The organism is Marinomonas lutimaris (genome assembly GCF_019426345.1).
Lineage (GTDB): Bacteria > Pseudomonadota > Gammaproteobacteria > Pseudomonadales > Marinomonadaceae > Marinomonas > Marinomonas lutimaris.
In genome coordinates, this window is the sequence record NZ_JAHLLW010000007.1 from 140,484 (window position 1) to 157,800 (window position 17,317).

18 protein-coding genes are annotated in these 17,317 nt (G+C 44.7%); 10 read left to right on the forward strand and 8 right to left on the reverse strand.

Annotated elements, in window-relative coordinates; translation table 11 throughout:
- Window positions 1–3: 3 nt before the first annotated feature.
- Complete coding sequence (locus KPL72_RS10460; RefSeq protein WP_219702691.1) at window positions 4–1,500, forward strand: DHA2 family efflux MFS transporter permease subunit; 1,497 nt, start codon at window positions 4–6, stop codon at window positions 1,498–1,500.
- An 89-nt stretch (window positions 1,501–1,589) separates the two neighbouring features.
- Here the strand turns inward: KPL72_RS10460 and KPL72_RS10465 are convergent, their stop codons facing one another.
- The 3 genes from KPL72_RS10465 to xopAH form a co-directional block, all read right to left on the reverse strand.
- Complete coding sequence (locus KPL72_RS10465) at window positions 1,590–2,285, reverse strand: aspartate/glutamate racemase family protein (protein ID WP_219702692.1); 696 nt, start codon at window positions 2,283–2,285, stop codon at window positions 1,590–1,592.
- 115 nt (window positions 2,286–2,400) lie between these two features.
- The gene (locus KPL72_RS10470; RefSeq protein WP_219702693.1) at window positions 2,401–2,856 is read right to left on the reverse strand and encodes a GNAT family N-acetyltransferase; all 456 of its coding nucleotides are present in this window, start codon (window positions 2,854–2,856) and stop codon (window positions 2,401–2,403) included.
- Window positions 2,857–2,941: 85 nt separating this feature from the next.
- Window positions 2,942–4,351 (reverse strand): XopAH/AvrB family type III secretion system effector, encoded by a 1,410-nt coding sequence (gene xopAH, locus KPL72_RS10475; protein ID WP_219702694.1) that lies wholly within the window; start codon window positions 4,349–4,351, stop codon window positions 2,942–2,944.
- A gap of 121 nt (window positions 4,352–4,472) precedes the next feature.
- Here xopAH and KPL72_RS10480 point away from each other — a divergent pair, with 121 nt between their 5' ends.
- Window positions 4,473–4,934: a GNAT family N-acetyltransferase gene (locus tag KPL72_RS10480; RefSeq protein ID WP_219702695.1), complete on the forward strand. Its 462-nt coding sequence runs from the start codon at window positions 4,473–4,475 to the stop codon at window positions 4,932–4,934.
- Window positions 4,935–4,951: 17 nt separating this feature from the next.
- On the opposite strand, the gene KPL72_RS10485 is transcribed toward KPL72_RS10480, so the two are convergent.
- Window positions 4,952–5,215, reverse strand: coding sequence for a DUF3820 family protein (locus tag KPL72_RS10485; protein ID WP_100188303.1), 264 nt, complete (start codon window positions 5,213–5,215; stop codon window positions 4,952–4,954).
- Window positions 5,216–5,274: 59 nt separating this feature from the next.
- A complete protein-coding gene (locus KPL72_RS10490; RefSeq protein ID WP_219702696.1) occupies window positions 5,275–6,165 on the reverse strand; it encodes a LysR family transcriptional regulator in 891 nt (296 codons plus the stop codon).
- Window positions 6,166–6,358: 193 nt separating this feature from the next.
- Here KPL72_RS10490 and KPL72_RS10495 point away from each other — a divergent pair, with 193 nt between their 5' ends.
- Together KPL72_RS10495 and fghA are read left to right on the forward strand one after the other, a co-directional pair.
- A complete protein-coding gene (locus tag KPL72_RS10495) occupies window positions 6,359–7,474 on the forward strand; it encodes an S-(hydroxymethyl)glutathione dehydrogenase/class III alcohol dehydrogenase (RefSeq protein ID WP_212916365.1) in 1,116 nt (371 codons plus the stop codon).
- 65 nt (window positions 7,475–7,539) lie between these two features.
- Window positions 7,540–8,370: an S-formylglutathione hydrolase gene (gene fghA, locus KPL72_RS10500; RefSeq protein WP_219702697.1), complete on the forward strand. Its 831-nt coding sequence runs from the start codon at window positions 7,540–7,542 to the stop codon at window positions 8,368–8,370.
- A 51-nt stretch (window positions 8,371–8,421) separates the two neighbouring features.
- On the opposite strand, the gene KPL72_RS10505 is transcribed toward fghA, so the two are convergent.
- Complete coding sequence (locus tag KPL72_RS10505; protein WP_219702698.1) at window positions 8,422–9,924, reverse strand: cobyric acid synthase; 1,503 nt, start codon at window positions 9,922–9,924, stop codon at window positions 8,422–8,424.
- Between the two features lie 86 nt (window positions 9,925–10,010).
- Here KPL72_RS10505 and cbiB point away from each other — a divergent pair, with 86 nt between their 5' ends.
- The 6 genes from cbiB to KPL72_RS10535 all read left to right on the forward strand — a co-directional run bounded on the left by cbiB (window position 10,011) and on the right by KPL72_RS10535 (window position 14,291).
- Window positions 10,011–11,003 carry an adenosylcobinamide-phosphate synthase CbiB gene (cbiB, locus tag KPL72_RS10510; protein ID WP_219702699.1) on the forward strand — a complete coding sequence of 331 codons (993 nt, stop codon included), beginning with the start codon at window positions 10,011–10,013 and terminating at the stop codon, window positions 11,001–11,003.
- On the forward strand, window positions 10,988–12,142 hold the full coding sequence (locus tag KPL72_RS10515) for an aminotransferase class I/II-fold pyridoxal phosphate-dependent enzyme (RefSeq protein WP_249422192.1): 1,155 nt from the start codon (window positions 10,988–10,990) through the stop codon (window positions 12,140–12,142). Before cbiB ends, KPL72_RS10515 begins: the two co-directional genes overlap by 16 nt.
- Entirely contained in the window at window positions 12,139–12,651 is a 513-nt protein-coding gene (gene cobU / locus KPL72_RS10520) for a bifunctional adenosylcobinamide kinase/adenosylcobinamide-phosphate guanylyltransferase (protein ID WP_219702700.1), read from the forward strand. Before KPL72_RS10515 ends, cobU begins: the two co-directional genes overlap by 4 nt.
- A 98-nt stretch (window positions 12,652–12,749) precedes the next feature.
- Window positions 12,750–13,247, forward strand: coding sequence for a xanthine phosphoribosyltransferase (gpt, locus tag KPL72_RS10525; protein ID WP_212916359.1), 498 nt, complete (start codon window positions 12,750–12,752; stop codon window positions 13,245–13,247).
- Between the two features lie 253 nt (window positions 13,248–13,500).
- A complete protein-coding gene (locus KPL72_RS10530) occupies window positions 13,501–13,908 on the forward strand; it encodes a DUF2914 domain-containing protein (RefSeq protein ID WP_212916358.1) in 408 nt (135 codons plus the stop codon).
- Between the two features lie 50 nt (window positions 13,909–13,958).
- Window positions 13,959–14,291 carry a DUF1904 family protein gene (locus KPL72_RS10535; protein WP_012071338.1) on the forward strand — a complete coding sequence of 111 codons (333 nt, stop codon included), beginning with the start codon at window positions 13,959–13,961 and terminating at the stop codon, window positions 14,289–14,291.
- Window positions 14,292–14,460: 169 nt separating this feature from the next.
- Here the strand turns inward: KPL72_RS10535 and astB are convergent, their stop codons facing one another.
- Both astB and astD read right to left on the reverse strand, forming a co-directional pair.
- Window positions 14,461–15,807: an N-succinylarginine dihydrolase gene (astB, locus tag KPL72_RS10540; RefSeq protein ID WP_212916357.1), complete on the reverse strand. Its 1,347-nt coding sequence runs from the start codon at window positions 15,805–15,807 to the stop codon at window positions 14,461–14,463.
- Between the two features lie 33 nt (window positions 15,808–15,840).
- Window positions 15,841–17,313, reverse strand: coding sequence for a succinylglutamate-semialdehyde dehydrogenase (gene astD, locus KPL72_RS10545; RefSeq protein ID WP_219702701.1), 1,473 nt, complete (start codon window positions 17,311–17,313; stop codon window positions 15,841–15,843).
- Between the last annotated feature and the right edge of the window lie 4 nt (window positions 17,314–17,317).

The following is a 17,317-nucleotide window of genomic DNA, read 5'->3' on the forward strand; positions in this document are numbered from 1 at the left end:
CTTATGAGTCAACAAGAAGAGTTCCGTCCAGCGAATATGGCACTGTGTATCTTTGCCATTTCGCTGGGTGTATTTATGCAAGTGTTGGATACCACCATTGCAAACGTGGCTCTACCAACTATTGCAGGTAACATGGGGGTGAGTTTTAACCAAGGTACTTGGGTTATTACTTCCTTTACTGTTTGTCTTGCGATTGGCTTACCTATTACCTCTTGGTTAAGTCGTCGCTTTGGGGAAGTGCAGCTTTATGTTGCGGCTTTGCTCAGCTTTATTATCACATCATTTTTGTGCGGTATCTCACAAAATATGGCGGAAATGGTGTTTTTTCGCGCATTGCAAGGTTTATCCGCTGCACCTCTGTTTCCGATGAGCCAAGTGCTTTTGATGTCGATTTTTCCGCGGGCGAAACGAGGAATGGCGCTTGCTTTGATAGGCATGGTCGCGGTTGTTGGGCCTATCGTAGGTCCAATACTTGGCGGCTGGTTAACCTACAACTATAGTTGGCCATGGATTTTCTTTATCAATATTCCGGTAGGTATTTTTTCGATTGTAGTTATCTCAGCGCAGTTTAAAAACCGTCCTCAGCAGAAAACCAAACCGAAACTGGATGTCATCGGATTAGCAAGCATGGCGTTGGGCGTTGGAGCATTGCAAATCGTCTTAGATAAAGGCAATGATTTAGATTGGTTCGCAAATAACTGGATTATTGGTGGGGCAGTATTTGCCGCCATCATGCTGACATTTATGGTTATTTGGGAGTTAACAGATGATCATCCGGCAATTAATCTTCGTTTGTTTTTAAATCGAAATTTTTGTATCGGTACCATTTTGCTGACATTGGGTTATGGCGGTTTTTTTAGTCTTAACCTCATTCTTCCGCAGTGGCTTCAGACTCAAATGGGTTATACCGCATTATGGGCAGGATTAGCGGCTGCGCCAATGGGTGTTTTACCGCTATTAATGTCGCCTTTTTTGGGTAAATTCGGCAGTCGACTTGATATGCGCTGGTTGGCAGGTGGTTCATTTGTAGTGATTGGTATAAGTTGTTATTGGCGAACGCTGTTTAATTTAGAGGTCGATTTTACGACGATTGCGTTTATACAGTTGTTTATGGGTATTGGCATCGGCTTATTTTTTATGCCAATGACGACGATTTTGATGGCTGATTTGAATGGTCCTGATATTGCGGATGGAGCCTCTTTGTCTACCTTTATTCGAACGCTTGGAGCGAGCTTTTCATCTTCTTTAACCGCGTGGATATGGGCTCGTAACTCAAGCGCCCATCATTCGGTATTAAGTGAAAATATATCGCAATATAACCCGATAGTGTCACCGCAACTTCAAAACCCAAGCACGGCAAGTCTGATGAGCTTTAATGAAACAGTGACGTCACAAGGCTTAATGCTGTCAACTATCGACCTATTCATGATGCTGACAGTCTTATTTTTTGTTCTGACACCGTTTGTTTTTTTTACGAAAAAGGCTGCCAGCGGACACTAATTGATAAATCCCGACTTAATATTCATATATTGATATATCAGTTCAAGGAGTAATTAGCGTTTGATATAGTCTTCATTGATAGATGCATGTCAAACGCTTAACGCCTTATCTACAGCGGCTTTAGCGTGAATATAAGTAGTATCAAATAAAGGCACATCAACGTGTTCTTGCTTGAGTAGTAGAGTAATTTCCGTGCATCCTTCGATAACAGCTTCCGCTCCGCTTTCTTGGAGTCGATTGACGATATCGATATAAACTTGTCTCGATTCAGGAAGAATTTTGCCAAGGCATAATTCGTCGTAAATAATTCTATGTATGTTGTCCCTGTCTTGCTTGGATGGAGTGATTACCTCCAAACCATATTGTTCTTCTAATCTCTTAATATAAAAGCCTTCTTCCATCGAATAACGCGTACCGATAAAGCCTACTTTTTGATGCTTTTGTTTAACAAGCTCTTTGGCAGTGGCATCGGCAATATGTAGTAAAGGAATTTTTACCGCACTTTGAACAACATCAGCTACCTTGTGCATGGTGTTGGTTGCGATAAGGATAAAATCAGCTTTAGCTTGTTCTAAACGTTTGGCTTCTGCAGCGAGGATTTCCCCTAATTGAGTCCAATCGCCTTGATGTTGCAACCGCTCAATCTCGGCAAAATCAACACTGGATAAAATAATCTTGGCTGAATGCAGCCCGCCTAACTTTTGTTTAGTCATCTTATTGATATTTTGGTAGTACAAAGCGGAAGACTCCCAGCTCATGCCACCAATAATGCCGATTGTTTTCATGCTCGAATCCTTTGTTTCCCATTCTGAATACATAAAGTCTAACGAGCTTATTCAATGGCTGTAATGTACAGATAATGAAATAAGTGAAGCGGACTGTAATGCGACAATAACCTTTTTACAGGCTACGAGTCATAAATACGCTATAAGGATCTAGCTTATAGTCGGCAAAAGGACCGCACTCAATAAAGTCGTGTTTTGCGTAAAGTTTTCTTGCTGGCGCAAAGAAATCTTGCGATCCGGTTTCTAGACTTATTTTGTTAAGACCTTTCTTTTTTGCGGCTTCAAGAATATGGCGGAGCAGCGTCGAAGCAACGCCTTTGTTACGGGCAGCGCTGGTGGTGCGCATGGACTTAATTTCAGCGTGTGTTTCGTCTAACGTTTTAAGCGCTCCACAGCCGAGTAATTGCTTATCTTCCCAAACCGTCCAGAAGGTAATGTTCGGCTTTTTTAACCCATCGAAATCTAATGCAAAAACGCATTCAGGCGGCGATGCAGCAAACATATCTTCAAGGTGTTCTGTGAGTATTTTTTTGACTTCTGTGCCAGATAAATCGTCCACTTTTATTTCCACTTCCTTCCCCTATACGATAAAACTTTGTTTGAACTTTATCGTATAGGGTGTCTTTTGTCTGCTAGTTTTGCTCTATCCATCACCTCTAAATAGGAGGGCGTTCTAGCAAGCTTGAGTAGGCCTTTACAAAGTCTTCTTTGCTCATGGCCATGGCTTCCAGATCAGGTAATATACCATCTTTAAATGGTGGCATTTCTATGCCTAATGCTTCGCTCATGGCTCTGGCACAATATTCGGCTTTGGCGGCGCTGCCGCGAAAATCTGGGCAGGAGTTGGTGACCCACCAATGCATTTCTGCGATTTTGTCCATGCTTTCTGACGGTGACAATTCTCCCGACATGGCTTCTTGAAAGCTCGATTCAATATGATTCATGATTTCATTTATTTGGAAGCCTGCGGTGTGATGAATAGTGCCTAGACGTATCGGTTCATTGATTTTTGAGTCGGGCGGAGTGCTAAGATAGATATGATTAAGGTCAACTTCATTGTTACCTAATTGGGAGAAATCCGTATAGTTAAGGTTTTCTCCACCGTCTTCGGAGTGCCATTTTTCGACTGGAATACCATAGTGTTCGGCTTTCTCGATAAATCTATCTTTCATATAAGCGTATGGGCCGTCGCTATGCAGTGGCGTAATATAAAGACCATTACTGAACTTTTCTAATGAACGGGGAAGTATAAAATTTTGCAGATCGGGCGCTTGCTTATTTTTAATGGTGCTTAAACGCCAGTCCGTCGCATCGCGCCAAAGCTGTCGATAGCTGGTTATTTGACCTTCTTTGATGTGTTTTCCTGAGCCCCTTGCATGGCGCCACATACTGCTACTGTAGGCTTGGTTGTCAGGTGAACTGGAGTTATCCAAGCTTTTATTTGGCCACCGTGCTGCGCCAGTCAGTCTTATTTCATCAATAGAGGCTGTAGGTCGGGGGACAGGTCCTGGGAGTTTCAAACCTGGGATGCCTGGCTGGTTTAATGAAACGGACACACGGCCTTTACCCATTCCGATGTTATTATCGGCTTGTTGGATGAGTTCTTTTGTGGTGTTTGACTCCTTCATGAAATAGCGCACATAACCGAGGTTTTCATGGATTTTGTCAGCTAATTTATCCATTTTTGATGCTTTCGAAGAGGCATGGCCTAAGTTGATTTTGTGGCTGCCTTCTATGTCAGTAAAACTTAAGTTGAGATTACCTTTTTTATCTCTCTCTAAGAGTACAACTTTATCTGGTGTGTTTTGTGGCGTGTCAGACTGCTTGTTTAGCATAAGCCATATAGGAGGGTGTTTTTTATCAGACATGCGACTAAGAACTGATTTTAAATCCGCGGCTTCATAAATAGTGCCTGACTTCAGTTGTACGTCTTTGGAAATAGGGAGACTGTCTTTAGGTGCTGTTAAAAGGTTTAATTTTGGCAATTCTGTTGAGGGCTTATTGCCTTTTGCTGCAGCAGTATGATGGCTCTGCATATTTAAGTTTGCCATGATCTTATTTAACATCTTCGTTTTCTCCTATGACGACACGCGAGATAATAAGTGGACGAAGTGTTGCTATCGTTCCCTTGGTAAAGGTAATAAGTTTGTGTGAATATGGACGGCAGATAGTAAGGAGTTATGAATAATGGCGAACATCCTGTTACGACCAGCTAATGAGCAAGATGCGGATTGTCTATTTAAATGGCGCAATGATCCAGAAACCCGTCATGCATCCCATAACACCGATGAAGTCGTGTTGGAATCACATTTTACATGGTTAAAAGCATCCTTGAGTAATCCTGAGAAAAGGCTTTTGTGGATAGCGGAAGTAGATGGCATCGCGGTTGGGTCTTGTCGAGCGGATAGGGTGGGAGACGCGTGGGAATTATCGTGGACAATTGCCCCAGAAGCTCGCGGAAAAGGCTTTGCTCATGACATGTTGTCTAAATTGGTGAGTTACTTTGATGAGCCACTGTTAGCTGAAGTCAAAGCGGATAATATAGCCTCTATTAAAGTGGCAGAGCGTTCTGGCTTTGTTTTAAAAAAGAGCGTCAAAAAAGGCGGCAATACGTTAATTTATAGCCGTCAACCACCCCAGAAATCTTAGCAAATTTAGGTTAGAGATTAATCATCAAAGCGAATGCGGACTTTCGGTTCGTCTGGCTTTTTCTCGGTCGGTTTACGCAAAGGATCGACCAACTTTTCAAGGCCATTGATTTTTATTTCCAGCGCGAGCTGCAACCATTGCCCTAAATTGCCATTCGGCCAACCTTCGTGGGCAAACCAAAGTAAATAGGCTTCCGGTAGATCAATCAAAACACGACCTTGGTATTTACCAAATGGCATGGTTTGACGAGCAACTTGGACGAGATCTTCTTGTGAAAACATGGGCTTCGCTTAATGATGCTTAAGAATGAGTATGTGGAGCGTATTTAACCATACGTGAGTTATTTGGCAAATGGCGGATCTTGTTTAAAGCGTTGAATCAAATAGTCACAAATACTCTGTAGCTTCGGCGATGGCTGACGTACCTTGGGGTAAACCAGCCAAACACCGCTGTAGGGATACTGATATTGCGTTAACAAGGGGATGAGCTTGCCACTGGCAAGGTCGTCGCCGACGTAATAGTCTGGTAGCTGAGCAATTCCCAAGCCTTTTCTAACCGCATCTAGTAAAGCTGGGCCTGAATTACTGCGCCAGTTACTGCTCACTTTTACTTCTTTACGTTGCCCATCTTGCTGAAACAACCAGTGGGTTTTTGAACCAATTAGACAGCTGTGTTTGCTTAATTCCGCCAGCGTGTGCGGCATGCCGTGTTGGTCTATGTATTCCCGCGATGCACAAAGGTATTCCTCACGGTCACATAAACGCCGCGATAAATGGCTGGAGTCCTTCATGGCGCCCATGCGAATAGCAAGATCGTAACCTTCCTCTATCAAATCTACCGAGCGGTTCGTTAGATGAAAATCTAGCTCTATCTTTGGGTGGCTTAGTAAAAAATCATTCATTAATGGTGCAATGTAACGTTCGCCAAAGGTCGTGGCGCAGGTCATTTTAAATGAGCCTATTGGCGCTTGATTGAGCGTGGAAATGACTTCTTCGGCGCTACTTAACGCTTCTGGCAAACCGCGACAATGCTGATAGTAAAGCTCACCCGCTTCGCTTAAACGAATACGGCGCGTGGTACGAAACAGCAGGGTGGTTTCAAGCTCCGCCTCTAGTTGGGTGATCAATCGACTAATGTGCGAAGCGGATACGCTCAGTTTGACTGCGGCGGCTGAAAAGCTGCCTTGTCTGACAACTTCGACGAACGCTTCCATGGCTTCCCAGTTTTTCATAGTCTTTTTGTACCGATAGATAAAGGTTTAGCTTGATGCTTGAGTTGTTACATTATAACCAAATAAAAGATTTTTAAAATGATTGTTGCTGTATAGCAATAATCATTTTCCAAATTGGGGATTATCCTTGTAATTATTTACGTCTACACTGGTTGCATCAAGACTGAATTTAAAACACACATTGGAGTGCGCTATGAAATGTAAAGCAGCTGTTGCTTGGGGACCAGGCCAACCACTTAAAATCGAAGAAGTAGATGTTCAAGATCCACAAAAAGGTGAAGTACTTGTTCGTATGGTTGCAACAGGCGTTTGTCACACAGATGCGTTTACCTTGTCTGGTGAAGATCCAGAAGGTATTTTTCCTGCGATCCTAGGTCATGAAGGTGCAGGTGTTGTTGAAGCGGTAGGCGAAGGCGTTACGACCCTAAAAGTGGGTGACCACGTTATTCCTCTATACACCGCAGAATGTGGCGAGTGTAAGTTCTGTAAGTCTGGCAAAACCAACCTTTGCCAAGCGGTCCGTGTTACCCAAGGTAAAGGCCTAATGCCAGATGGCACTAGCCGTTTTAGCATCAATGGCGAGCCAATTTTCCATTACATGGGTACGTCTACCTTCTCTGAATACAGCGTTGTTCCTGAAATTTCTTTGGCGAAAATCCACGTTGATGCACCGCTAGAAAAAGTCTGTTTGTTAGGTTGTGGTATCACAACAGGTATCGGTGCAGTACTAAACACAGCGAAAGTTGAAGAAGGCGCAACGGTTGCTGTCTTTGGTTTGGGTGGCATTGGTTTATCGGTTATCCAAGGCGCTCGCATGGCAGGCGCTTCTCGCATTATCGCTATCGATATCAACGAATCTAAATTCGAAATGGCGAAACAGTTTGGTGCGACTGATTGCATCAATCCAAAGAAATTCGACGCACCAATTCAGCAAGTTATCGTTGATATGACAGACGGTGGCGTAGATTACTCATTCGAATGTATCGGTAACGTACAAGTTATGCGTCAAGCACTTGAGTGCTGTCATAAAGGCTGGGGCGAATCCATCATCATCGGTGTTGCTGGTGCTGGCCAAGAAATCTCCACGCGTCCATTCCAATTGGTAACCGGTCGAGTCTGGAAAGGCTCTGCTTTTGGTGGTGTAAAAGGTCGCAGCCAATTGCCAGGTTACGTAGAAGACTATATGAACGGCAAGATCGAAATCGACCCATTCGTGACACATACTATGCCACTTGAGCGCATCAATGAAGCGTTTGATTTGATGCACAAAGGCGAGAGTATTCGTACTGTCATTCTTTTCGATAAATAATCGAAATCACACCGTTTTGATAAGCCCGCTAAGCGGGCTTTTTTAACACAGCTAAGGAGACAGCTATGGAATTGTTATCCAGCACCAAAAGCTTCGGCGGTTGGTTGAAGCGTTACAAGCATGAAAGCTTGTCAGTGAAAAGCGAAATGACCTTTGCTATTTACCTACCTCCACAAGCAGAAACGCAAAAAGTGCCAGTCTTGTATTGGCTGTCAGGTTTGACTTGTAATGACGAAAACTTCACACAGAAAGCGGGCGCTTTTCGCAAAGCAGCAGAATTAGGTTTAGCCATTGTTTGTCCAGATACCAGCCCACGCGGCACGGATTATCCAAACGAGCATGAAAGCTACGACTTTGGTTCTGCGGCAGGGTTTTATATCAATGCGACGGTTGAACCTTATTCGAATACTTACCACATGTATGATTACGTGGTTCAAGAATTGCCGCATTTGGTAGAAGCCAACTTCCCTGTGACCGACAAGCGTTCTATCTTTGGTCACTCAATGGGTGGTCACGGCGCTTTGATTTGCGCGTTGAAGAACCCAGGCAAGTATCAATCTGTTTCAGCGTTCGCACCGATCGTTAATCCAACTAACTGTCCTTGGGGCGAAAAAGCCTTTACTGGATACTTGGGTGAAGACAAAGCCACTTGGAACGAATGGGATGCGACTTTGCTAATCGAGAAGGCAAGTGAGCGTTTGCCTTTGTTCATTGACCAAGGCGAAGCGGATAACTTCTTGGTAGAACAACTTAAGCCAGAAGCCCTAGAAGCGGCCTGTGAAAAAGCCGGACATCCGATTACGCTACGCCGTCAACCTGGCTATGACCACAGCTACTTCTTCATCGCCAGCTTTATCGACGATCACCTAGAGCATCACTCCAGAGCCTTGAGTTAGCACTTAGTTTTCTCTATTGGAACTGACAAAAGCGAGCCGCGGCTCGCTTTTTTATTGTTGGAAGTTTTGACACTGTTCAATTAGTGCATCGATGTTCATATTTTGTTCTGTACTGTCGGCAAGTCGGTCAATTTCTTTGTCGCGGAATTGGTCGTAGTCAAATGCTGCAGCTTGGTCGACACCCGCCCAGTTGAGTAGGGCTTGTAGGGCGTCTGGGTGATCGAAGACACCATGTAGATAAGTGCCGATGATTTGACCATCTGGTGATATGTAGCCTTCTTTCTCGCTGTTTTCTTTGTTCTTTCCATCATCTAAGAGAGCGAAATGCGCAATCTGTGTTTCATCGGTAAAGCGTGAAACCCCTGAATGAATTTCATAGCCTGTCACTTGAGCATTTGCTGCGAAAGCGAGTTGCCCTTGGCGTTGCTTAAGCTGTTTCTCTTCTTTTAGGACGGTTTCCATGGGAATAAAGCCAAAACCTGTAGATCGCGTGTTAGCGTGTTGGTTTTCTAGTCCTAGTGGATCCAGCAGTTGTTCGCCGAGCATTTGATACCCGCCGCAAATCCCGATGACTTTGCCGCCATATCGTAAGTGTTTGTTGAGGTAGTCTTCCCAGCCTTCTTGACGTAAATAGGCGAGGTCGCTTTGTACGCTTTTGCTGCCAGGTAAAATAACCAAGTCAGCAGGTGGAATGGTTTCGTTGGCGCCTACTAGGGTGACTTGAACTTCTGGATGAAGGCGCAGAGCGTCCCAGTCTGTGTGGTTGCTGGTGCGCGGCATGATCGGTATGACGATGTTTAGTTTGGCCTTGCTGTCTGCTTTAATGGGGCTTTTGGCAACGGCGTCTTCGGATTCTAAATGGAAACCTTTTAAGAAGGGCAGCACCCCTAAGACAGGTTTGCCTGTGCGTTCTTCAAGCCAATCTAGGCCAGACTGCAATAAGCTGATGTCGCCACGGAAACGGTTTATCACAAAGCCAATGACTCTATCTTGCTCACTTGGGCTAAGCAAATCCAGCGTTCCAACGAGGTGAGCGAACACGCCACCTTTGTCTATGTCGGCAATGATGATAACAGGGCAATCAATGCTTTCAGCAAAGCCCATATTGGCGATATCACGAGCGCGTAAGTTTATTTCCGCTGGGCTGCCAGCGCCTTCAATTAAGACAGCTTGGTATTGTTCGGCTAAGCGATGATAAGAATCCAATGCGGCGACTTTGGCGATGCTTTTGTATTCGTGATAGCCAACCGCGTTCATGTTGCCCACGGCTTTGCCTTGGATGATGACTTGCGCCCCGGTGTCTGTATTGGGTTTGAGTAGAATGGGGTTCATATCTACTTGCGGTTCTAACCCGGCTGCATAGGCCTGTACCGCTTGTGCTCGACCAATTTCATTACCGTCTTTGGTGACCGCGCTGTTTAATGCCATGTTTTGCGGTTTGAAGGGCGCAACGGAAATGCCTCGACGATAAAATAAACGACATAATGCCGTGACTAGGGTGCTTTTTCCGGCATCCGAGGTGGTTCCTTGGATCATTAAACTAAAGGCTGGCATTCAGTATCATCACGCTTTGAATCAATAAGGTGATAGAATTCTACCTGACCTATTCACCTTGTTAAGTGAAAAAACGACTTATATTTATGATCCTTTCTAATCTAGACTCTGCTATTCATGCTTTTTGCGATCATTTCTTAGCCTTTTCTTCTGTCACCAGTTTGATTTTAGTTGCCGCTTTGGTGTTGGATCGTTTGTTGGGAGAGCCCAAAAGCTGGCATCCACTTATTTGGTTTGGCCGTTGGGTGGATCTTTGTCGTCAGTATATTCAATTGCCATTAGATGCTTCTGCTTCTCGCCAACGTTTGGTGGGTGTTTTGGCTTGGCTGGTGGCGGTTCTACCTTGGTTGATGGTTTTATTGGCTCTGCTGTGGTTGCTCCCTGATTGGCTGGATATTTTGTTGTCCGTTTTGGTGTTGTATTTTGCCATTGGTTGGCAAAGCTTGCGGGAGCATGCGTTGGCCATATATCAGCCGTTATCTGCATCGCCATTATCAGACGATAAGCTCGATGAAGCACGCCGTGCCGTGAGCTATATTGTCAGTCGCGATACGCAAAACTTGGATGAGTCTGCCGTGGCGAAAGCAGGTATTGAGTCAGTATTAGAAAATGGCAGTGATGCGATTTTTGCGCCTATTTTTTGGTTTTTGATATTCGGGGCGCCGGGTGTGCTTTTGTATCGTTTGGCAAATACGCTGGATGCCATGTGGGGCTACAAAACAGAATCTTTATTGCACTTCGGCTGGTTTGCCGCACGTTTTGATGATGTGTTGAATTATATTCCGGCTCGTCTTGTGGTTTATACCTATGGGGCTTGTGGTAAATGGCATTCAGCCATTCGCAGTGCTCGTCGACCTTCTGCGCGCTGGAAAAGCCCTAATGCTGGTCCGGTGATGGCGGCGGGTGCTGGTGCGTTAGGTATTCAGTTAGGTGGCGAAGCACCGTATTTTGGCAAAATAGAAACCAGACCGATTCTTGGGGAAGGCGACTTGCCGACGCCTCGACATTTAAAAGAAGCCATTTGGCTGGTGGATAAAAGCGTGATTTTGTGGGGATTGGTTATATGTCTGTTAGTCTAAAATCTTCTAAGTTAGGCAGCACTTCAAGTTTAGGAAATGTTCCTAATCTAGAAAGCACTCCGCCGAAACATGGCGGCGATTTGGCTTATTGGCAACGTAAGGTTGGCAGCAAGGCGTTAAATTGGTTGGATTTATCTTCAGCCTGTAATCGTGAACCTTGGCCTATTCCTGAGGTAGCAGCTTCCTTGTGGATGGATTTACCCGATCAAGCGGATTTATTAGACGAAGCCGAGCGCTATTTCGGTCGTCGTCCCAATGCGATTGGTGCGGGTTCTCAGCATATTATCGAATCTTTGCCGCCCATGTTGCTGGCGAGTCAGTCTTCGGCTTTGCTTACTGCAACGAAAACGGTTTTTGTGCCGCGCATTGGTTATCAGGAACATGCTTTTGCTTGGGAAAAATGGGGCTTTGATATTGCTTATTACGATGCATTGGAAGAGTTATTAGGACAGAAATGGGCGGTTGCCGTGGTGATTCAGCCGAACAACCCAACGGGGGAGGTCGCTTCAGCTGAGGTTTTAACTCAATTGATTGCTTACGCGGAACAGCAGAAAGCCTATCTTGTCGTGGATGAAGCCTTTATTGATGCCAGTCCTGAATTAAGTTTGTTAAATCATCAAACGGCTGAAGATCTGAGTGAAGCACTTTTTCTGATGCGCTCGGTTGGGAAATTCTTTGGTTTGGCTGGGGCTCGTGTCGGATTCGTTTTTTGTGCCAGTAAATGGCAAGCGGCGATAAAGAATTTACTTGGTCCTTGGCCAGTGGCTACGCCAAGTTTGCATTTGGTGCGATTGGCCTTTGCTGATACGGCTTGGCAGTCTCAGGCTAGACAGAACTTAGCAGTACGGCAAGCGGCGTTTGTTGAACGTGTTGTGCCTAAATTTAATACTATCTTTGATTCTCAAGAGTATGTATTGAGTCCGCTGTTTGTGACCTGGACTCTCGAAAGTGGTGACTATGCGGCGCAAGTATTTGAGATGTTGCATCAAGTTGGCGTTCATACTCGCTTAGGCGAAGGTTGGATTCGTGTGGCATTACCGGCTTTGCATGAAATGGATGCTTTAAATAGCGCATTGATTCGTTTATTAAAAACGGCAGGAGGCCAAACGCAGGGCTTTTCAAGGGGGCAGCTAGCATGAAGCATCTCGTTTTAGGTGGCGTTCGTAGTGGTAAAAGTGCTTTTGCTCAAGAACAAATAGCCGCTTCTGGAAAACCGGTGTGTTATGTGGCGACGTCTCACGTGTGGGACGACGATATGGCGGATCGTGTTCGTCAGCACAAAGATAACCGACCGAGTGAATGGCAATTGATAGAAGAGCCATTAGCATTGGCAAGTGTCTTACATTCTCTTAATTCACCTGATCAAGCAGTCATTGTTGAGTGTTTTACCTTATGGATGACAAATTTATTGTGCCTAGAAGATGAAACTCGTTTGGAAGAGGAAAAACAAGCACTATTAAATGCGGTTGAAGTGTTTGAAGGAGATTTAGTTCTAGTATCGAGTGAGGTAGGTCTAGGTATTATGCCGATGAATGCGCTGGCTAGGCGTTTTGGTGATGAGGCTGGCACAATGAATCAGGCGCTAGCTAAATTGACCGATCGGGTAACTTTTGTTGCGGCCGGCCTACCATTACCGCTAAAATCTTAATCTTTTATTTCCACTCAATCTTTTCTTGTATTATGTTATTCCTTTAGCGGTACATAATTGAGAAATCAAAACCAATAGCGAAAGGCGTAGGAGCTTTGATGACCCCTTATTCAAAAGATTTTCCGGTATCTTGGGAAGAGTTACATAGGAATGCTCGCGCTTTGTCTTGGCGTTTGCTTGAGCAAGGTCCTTGGAAGGGTATTATCGCTATCACTCGTGGTGGTTTAGTGCCTGCGGCTATTTTATGTCGCGAAATGGATATTCGTTTAATTGATACGATTTGTATTGTTAGTTACGGCGCTGGCGAAAAAGCCGACGGAGTAATGAAACAAGGTGAGCTGAACGTTTTGAAAGGTGTAGAAGGCGACGGTGAAGGTTTTATTTTGATCGATGATTTAGTTGATACGGGACGTACTGCGGCAAAAGTACGTGAAATGTTGCCTAAAGCACATTTTGCAACCATTTACGCAAAACCTGCCGGTAAGCCATTAGTTGATACTTTTATTACCGAAGTAAGCCAAGATACGTGGATACGTTTTCCTTGGGATATGGAATATACGTTTTCAACCCCTTTGGCAGATCGTCACGCAAAGTAAGTATTCACTTCAGCCACATACTCCCTAAAAAAGTCTAAAGAGAAAACCTCAACAGAAAGTTAGTTATCGTTTGACACAAAAGGAGCGAGAGAGTTTGCAAAATTACACAAAACTCTCGCTTCCTTTACACAGTTTTCAGCTAACTTTATGGTTATATTCATTTCTAAATTAGAGTCAAAGAGCGGCGAAATAAATAGCGTGTTCCACGCATTTTTAATGCAAATGTTTTATGTGATTACAATAGGGTTTTAATATGTGGCAAACGTTAACTAGAGTTGCTTTGGCTGGTATTTTATCGTTTGCGATGATTTTACCTGCTTGGGCTGAAGGTACTGTGGCTCGTGCTCAATTTTCAACAGATGTTGTTGATCGCGAACCAATTGATGATATTGGTCCCACTGTAAAAGTAGAATACGGTGAAATTCAAAGAATATACTTCTTTACTGATTTGCGTGATATGTCTGGCAGCCAAGTGATTCATCGTTGGAAGCTAGACGGCGAAGATCAAGCGGATGTAGGTTTTGATATAGGTGGTGACCGTTGGCGTGTATGGTCAAGTAAGCGATTAATGCCAGGCTTTGATGGCAAATGGAGTGTGGATGTTGTTCAGGATGGCCAAGTGATAGAAACTCGTACGTTTGATTATGTAGATGAAGGCTAGTAAATCAGGCATTATTTACGGCTAATTTTTAATATCGACTAGGGATTAATATGCCTCATTTACGTGTTCGTGGACTCGCTTTTGACGAATTAGAATCTATCGCAGATATTTTGATAGAAAATTTAGCTGAAATTACCGATACGCCTAATTCGCATTTTACACTTGAATACCAAGCAACAACCTACCTTGCTGTCGGCGGTGCTTCACCTGCTTATCCGTTTTTTGATGTTTTGTGGTTTGACCGAGGCGATGAAGTAAAACGCAAAGTGGCGTTAATCATTGAAGAGTTGGTTAGACCATTGGTAGATAGTGGCCAAGACATTACCGTTTTGTTTCATGATCTACAGGGCAAAGATTATTACGAGAATGGCGAGCATTTTTGAGCAACCTTTTCTCGATTACTACGCTTGCTAACACTTTGTTAAAAATAGACTCGGAATGCTCATTTATAAATATAAACTCCGCTTCCTCGTCTATTTTTGCCTTGTTTTAGCTTTGCTCGCTACATCGAGCAAAGGCCTCTATGTTTAACTTCTTTATTGATTTCGAACCTTACCTTTGAAATTCGTAAACACTTCCCAAGTTCATTATCTGAGTTAACTCATCTAATGCGTTGCGGCTTTCGATTAGCAATTGCGGATCGGCAAGGTCTTTTTCATGCAGTTCATCTCGGTAATGCTTATCTACCCAAGTATTTAAAAGCTCAAACAAGGTATTATTCATTAGAGTAGATGGATTAATCGCCGCTTGCTCAGCTTGCGTTAAAGCAACGCGAAGTCGCAGGCAAGCTGGGCCGCCGCCGTTGCTCATGCTTTGTTTAAGATCGAAGACTTTGATTTCATTTATGGGTGATTGACCAGCAACTAGGCTATTTAAATACGTCCAAACTGCAGTATTATTCTCACATTCTCCTGGTACAACCAGTACCATGTCATCGTCGCCACGGCTTAATAATTGGCTATTAAACAGGTATGACTGAATGCAGTCTTGTACCGATACCGCGTCGCTTGGTACTTCAATCAGGTGGAACTTAGATGCCCTATCTCCCCACGCTGTGAGTAAGTCTTGCTTCATTTTAGCCGTATCCAAGAAGGCTTCTTGATGATAAAAATGCGCATTGCGATTGCCAACGGCGATCACGTCATTATGGAAAACACCAGCGTCAATGACACTTGGGTTTTGCTGTGCGTAAACCACTTGATCCGCGGATAAACCGTGACGACGAGCAACCGCTTGTGAAGCTTCCAGAGTGTGACGAGCTGGAAATTTAGCAGGATGCGGTGCGTTATAATTAAAAGCTTCCATTCCATACACAAAGAATTCGATACCTTGTTCGCCATAACCATGACAAAAACGTGTGTGGTTTGCTGCGCCTTCATCACCAAAATGATCGACGCTAGGCAAGGCGGGGTGATGAGCGAAGTGCTTATCGTCGCTGAAAGTCGCTTGTAAAATCGCGCCAGTGGTTTCATGTTCTATTGAACGATGGAACTTGTTTACCAAGTTGGCTGGCGTGAAATGTACTCGTTTGTCGCTGGTGTCACCACTTGGTGATACGGTTGCGGCATTGGCTGTCCACATACAAGACGCAGAGCTAACCGCAGCAAGCAGTTTTGGTGCTTGTTTAGCGGCTTGTTCCAATATATAGGCATCAGTACCAGAAAAACCTAAACGACGCAGCGTAGGGATGTGCGGACGTTCGTGTGGCGCGAGTACGCCTTGTACAAACCCCATGTCAGCCAAGGCTTTCATTTTTACCAAGCCTTGTTTTGCCGCCGCTTTCGGATTGGATGGGCGTGCAGAGTTATTCAATGAAGCGACGTTACCAAAAGATAGGCCGCTGTAGTTGTGGGTTGGGCCCACTAAGCCGTCAAAATTGGCTTCTGTCGCTATGTTCATAATTGCCTCTTGTAAATTGCGTATTCTATTTCGTTAAAGGGTAATGCCGTGACCGAGTTTTTCTGGCATGGTTAAGCTGTCCGCCTCAATACTGGCCACTGGGTAAGCGCAGTAATCAGCTGCATAGTAGGCACTGGCTCTATGATTACCACTAGCTCCTGTGCCACCAAATGGCGCATTACTGGAAGCTCCCGTTGTTTGACGGTTCCAGTTGATAATCCCTGCTCGGCTATGCTGTAAGAACCATTCATACTCGGCTGCCTCATCGGATAATAGACCCGCAGACAAGCCAAATTTTGTATTGTTGGCAATGGTCATGGCTTGATCCAAAGAATCATAGCGAATCAAAGTAAGCAACGGACCGAAATATTCCTGATCTGGAAGTTCGTCTAGCATGTCTGTTGCGTCGATAATACCCGGTGTAACAAAGCCGGTTTGGCTGTCGCCGCGAGTCATTTCTAGGATCGGTGATGCGCCTAATTTGATCAGTTTTTGGTAGGCTTGCAGTAAACCGTCGGCGGCTTGAGCTGATACGACAGGTCCCATAAAGGGTTGTTCGATTGCATCAAAACGATCAATTTTTAGGGCTTTGGTTGCGGTAACAAGGGATTGCAAAATCGCATCACCTAGCGCGCCTTTGGGCAATAATAAACGGCGTGCACAAGTACAACGTTGTCCTGCTGATATAAACGCTGATTGGATGATTTCATGCACAGCAGCACGCTGATCCGTCACTTTTTCAGAAACCAATAATGGGTTGTTACCGCCCATTTCTAGTGCCAAAATTTTCCCTGGATGGCTGGCAAAATCTTTATGTAAAATATGACCAACCTGTGGGCTGCCAGTGAAGAAAAGCCCATCTATGCCTTGGTGGTTTGCTAGGGCAACACCTGTTTCACGCTCGCCTTGAATCAAGTTAAGTACGCCAGCTGGCAAGCCTGCTTTTTCCCATAATTGGATGATTAGGTCAGACGTGGCCGGTGCTTGTTCGCTTGGTTTGAAAACCACTGTATTACCCGCAATCAGCGCTGGCACAATGTGTCCGTTAGGCAAGTGACCTGGAAAGTTGTATGGGCCGAATACAGCAACCACGCCATGTGGACGATGACGCAGTCGAGCTGTTGCGCCCGGCATAGGCGTGTTTTTTTCGCCTGTTCTTTCGTGATACGCCTGTTTGGAAATCGCGACCTTGCCCACCATAGCAGCGGCTTCGGTACGAGTTTCCCAAATCGGTTTGCCAGTTTCTCGGCTGATGGTCGTAGCGATGTCTTCGCTGTGTTCTTTTACCAATTCTGCGAAGGCTTCAATAATCGTTAAGCGTTCTTCTAAAGGACGATTGGCCCAAGCAGGAAAGGCAGCGCGAGCGGCTTTGATAGCTAAATCTACTTGGCCTGAAGTTGCGGTGTTAGCTTGCCATACTAAACTGGCGTCCGCTGGGTCGATAGAGCGTAGTAACTGGCCTTCGCCTGCTAACCATTGACCATTAATATAATGTGCTTGCTTCATGATA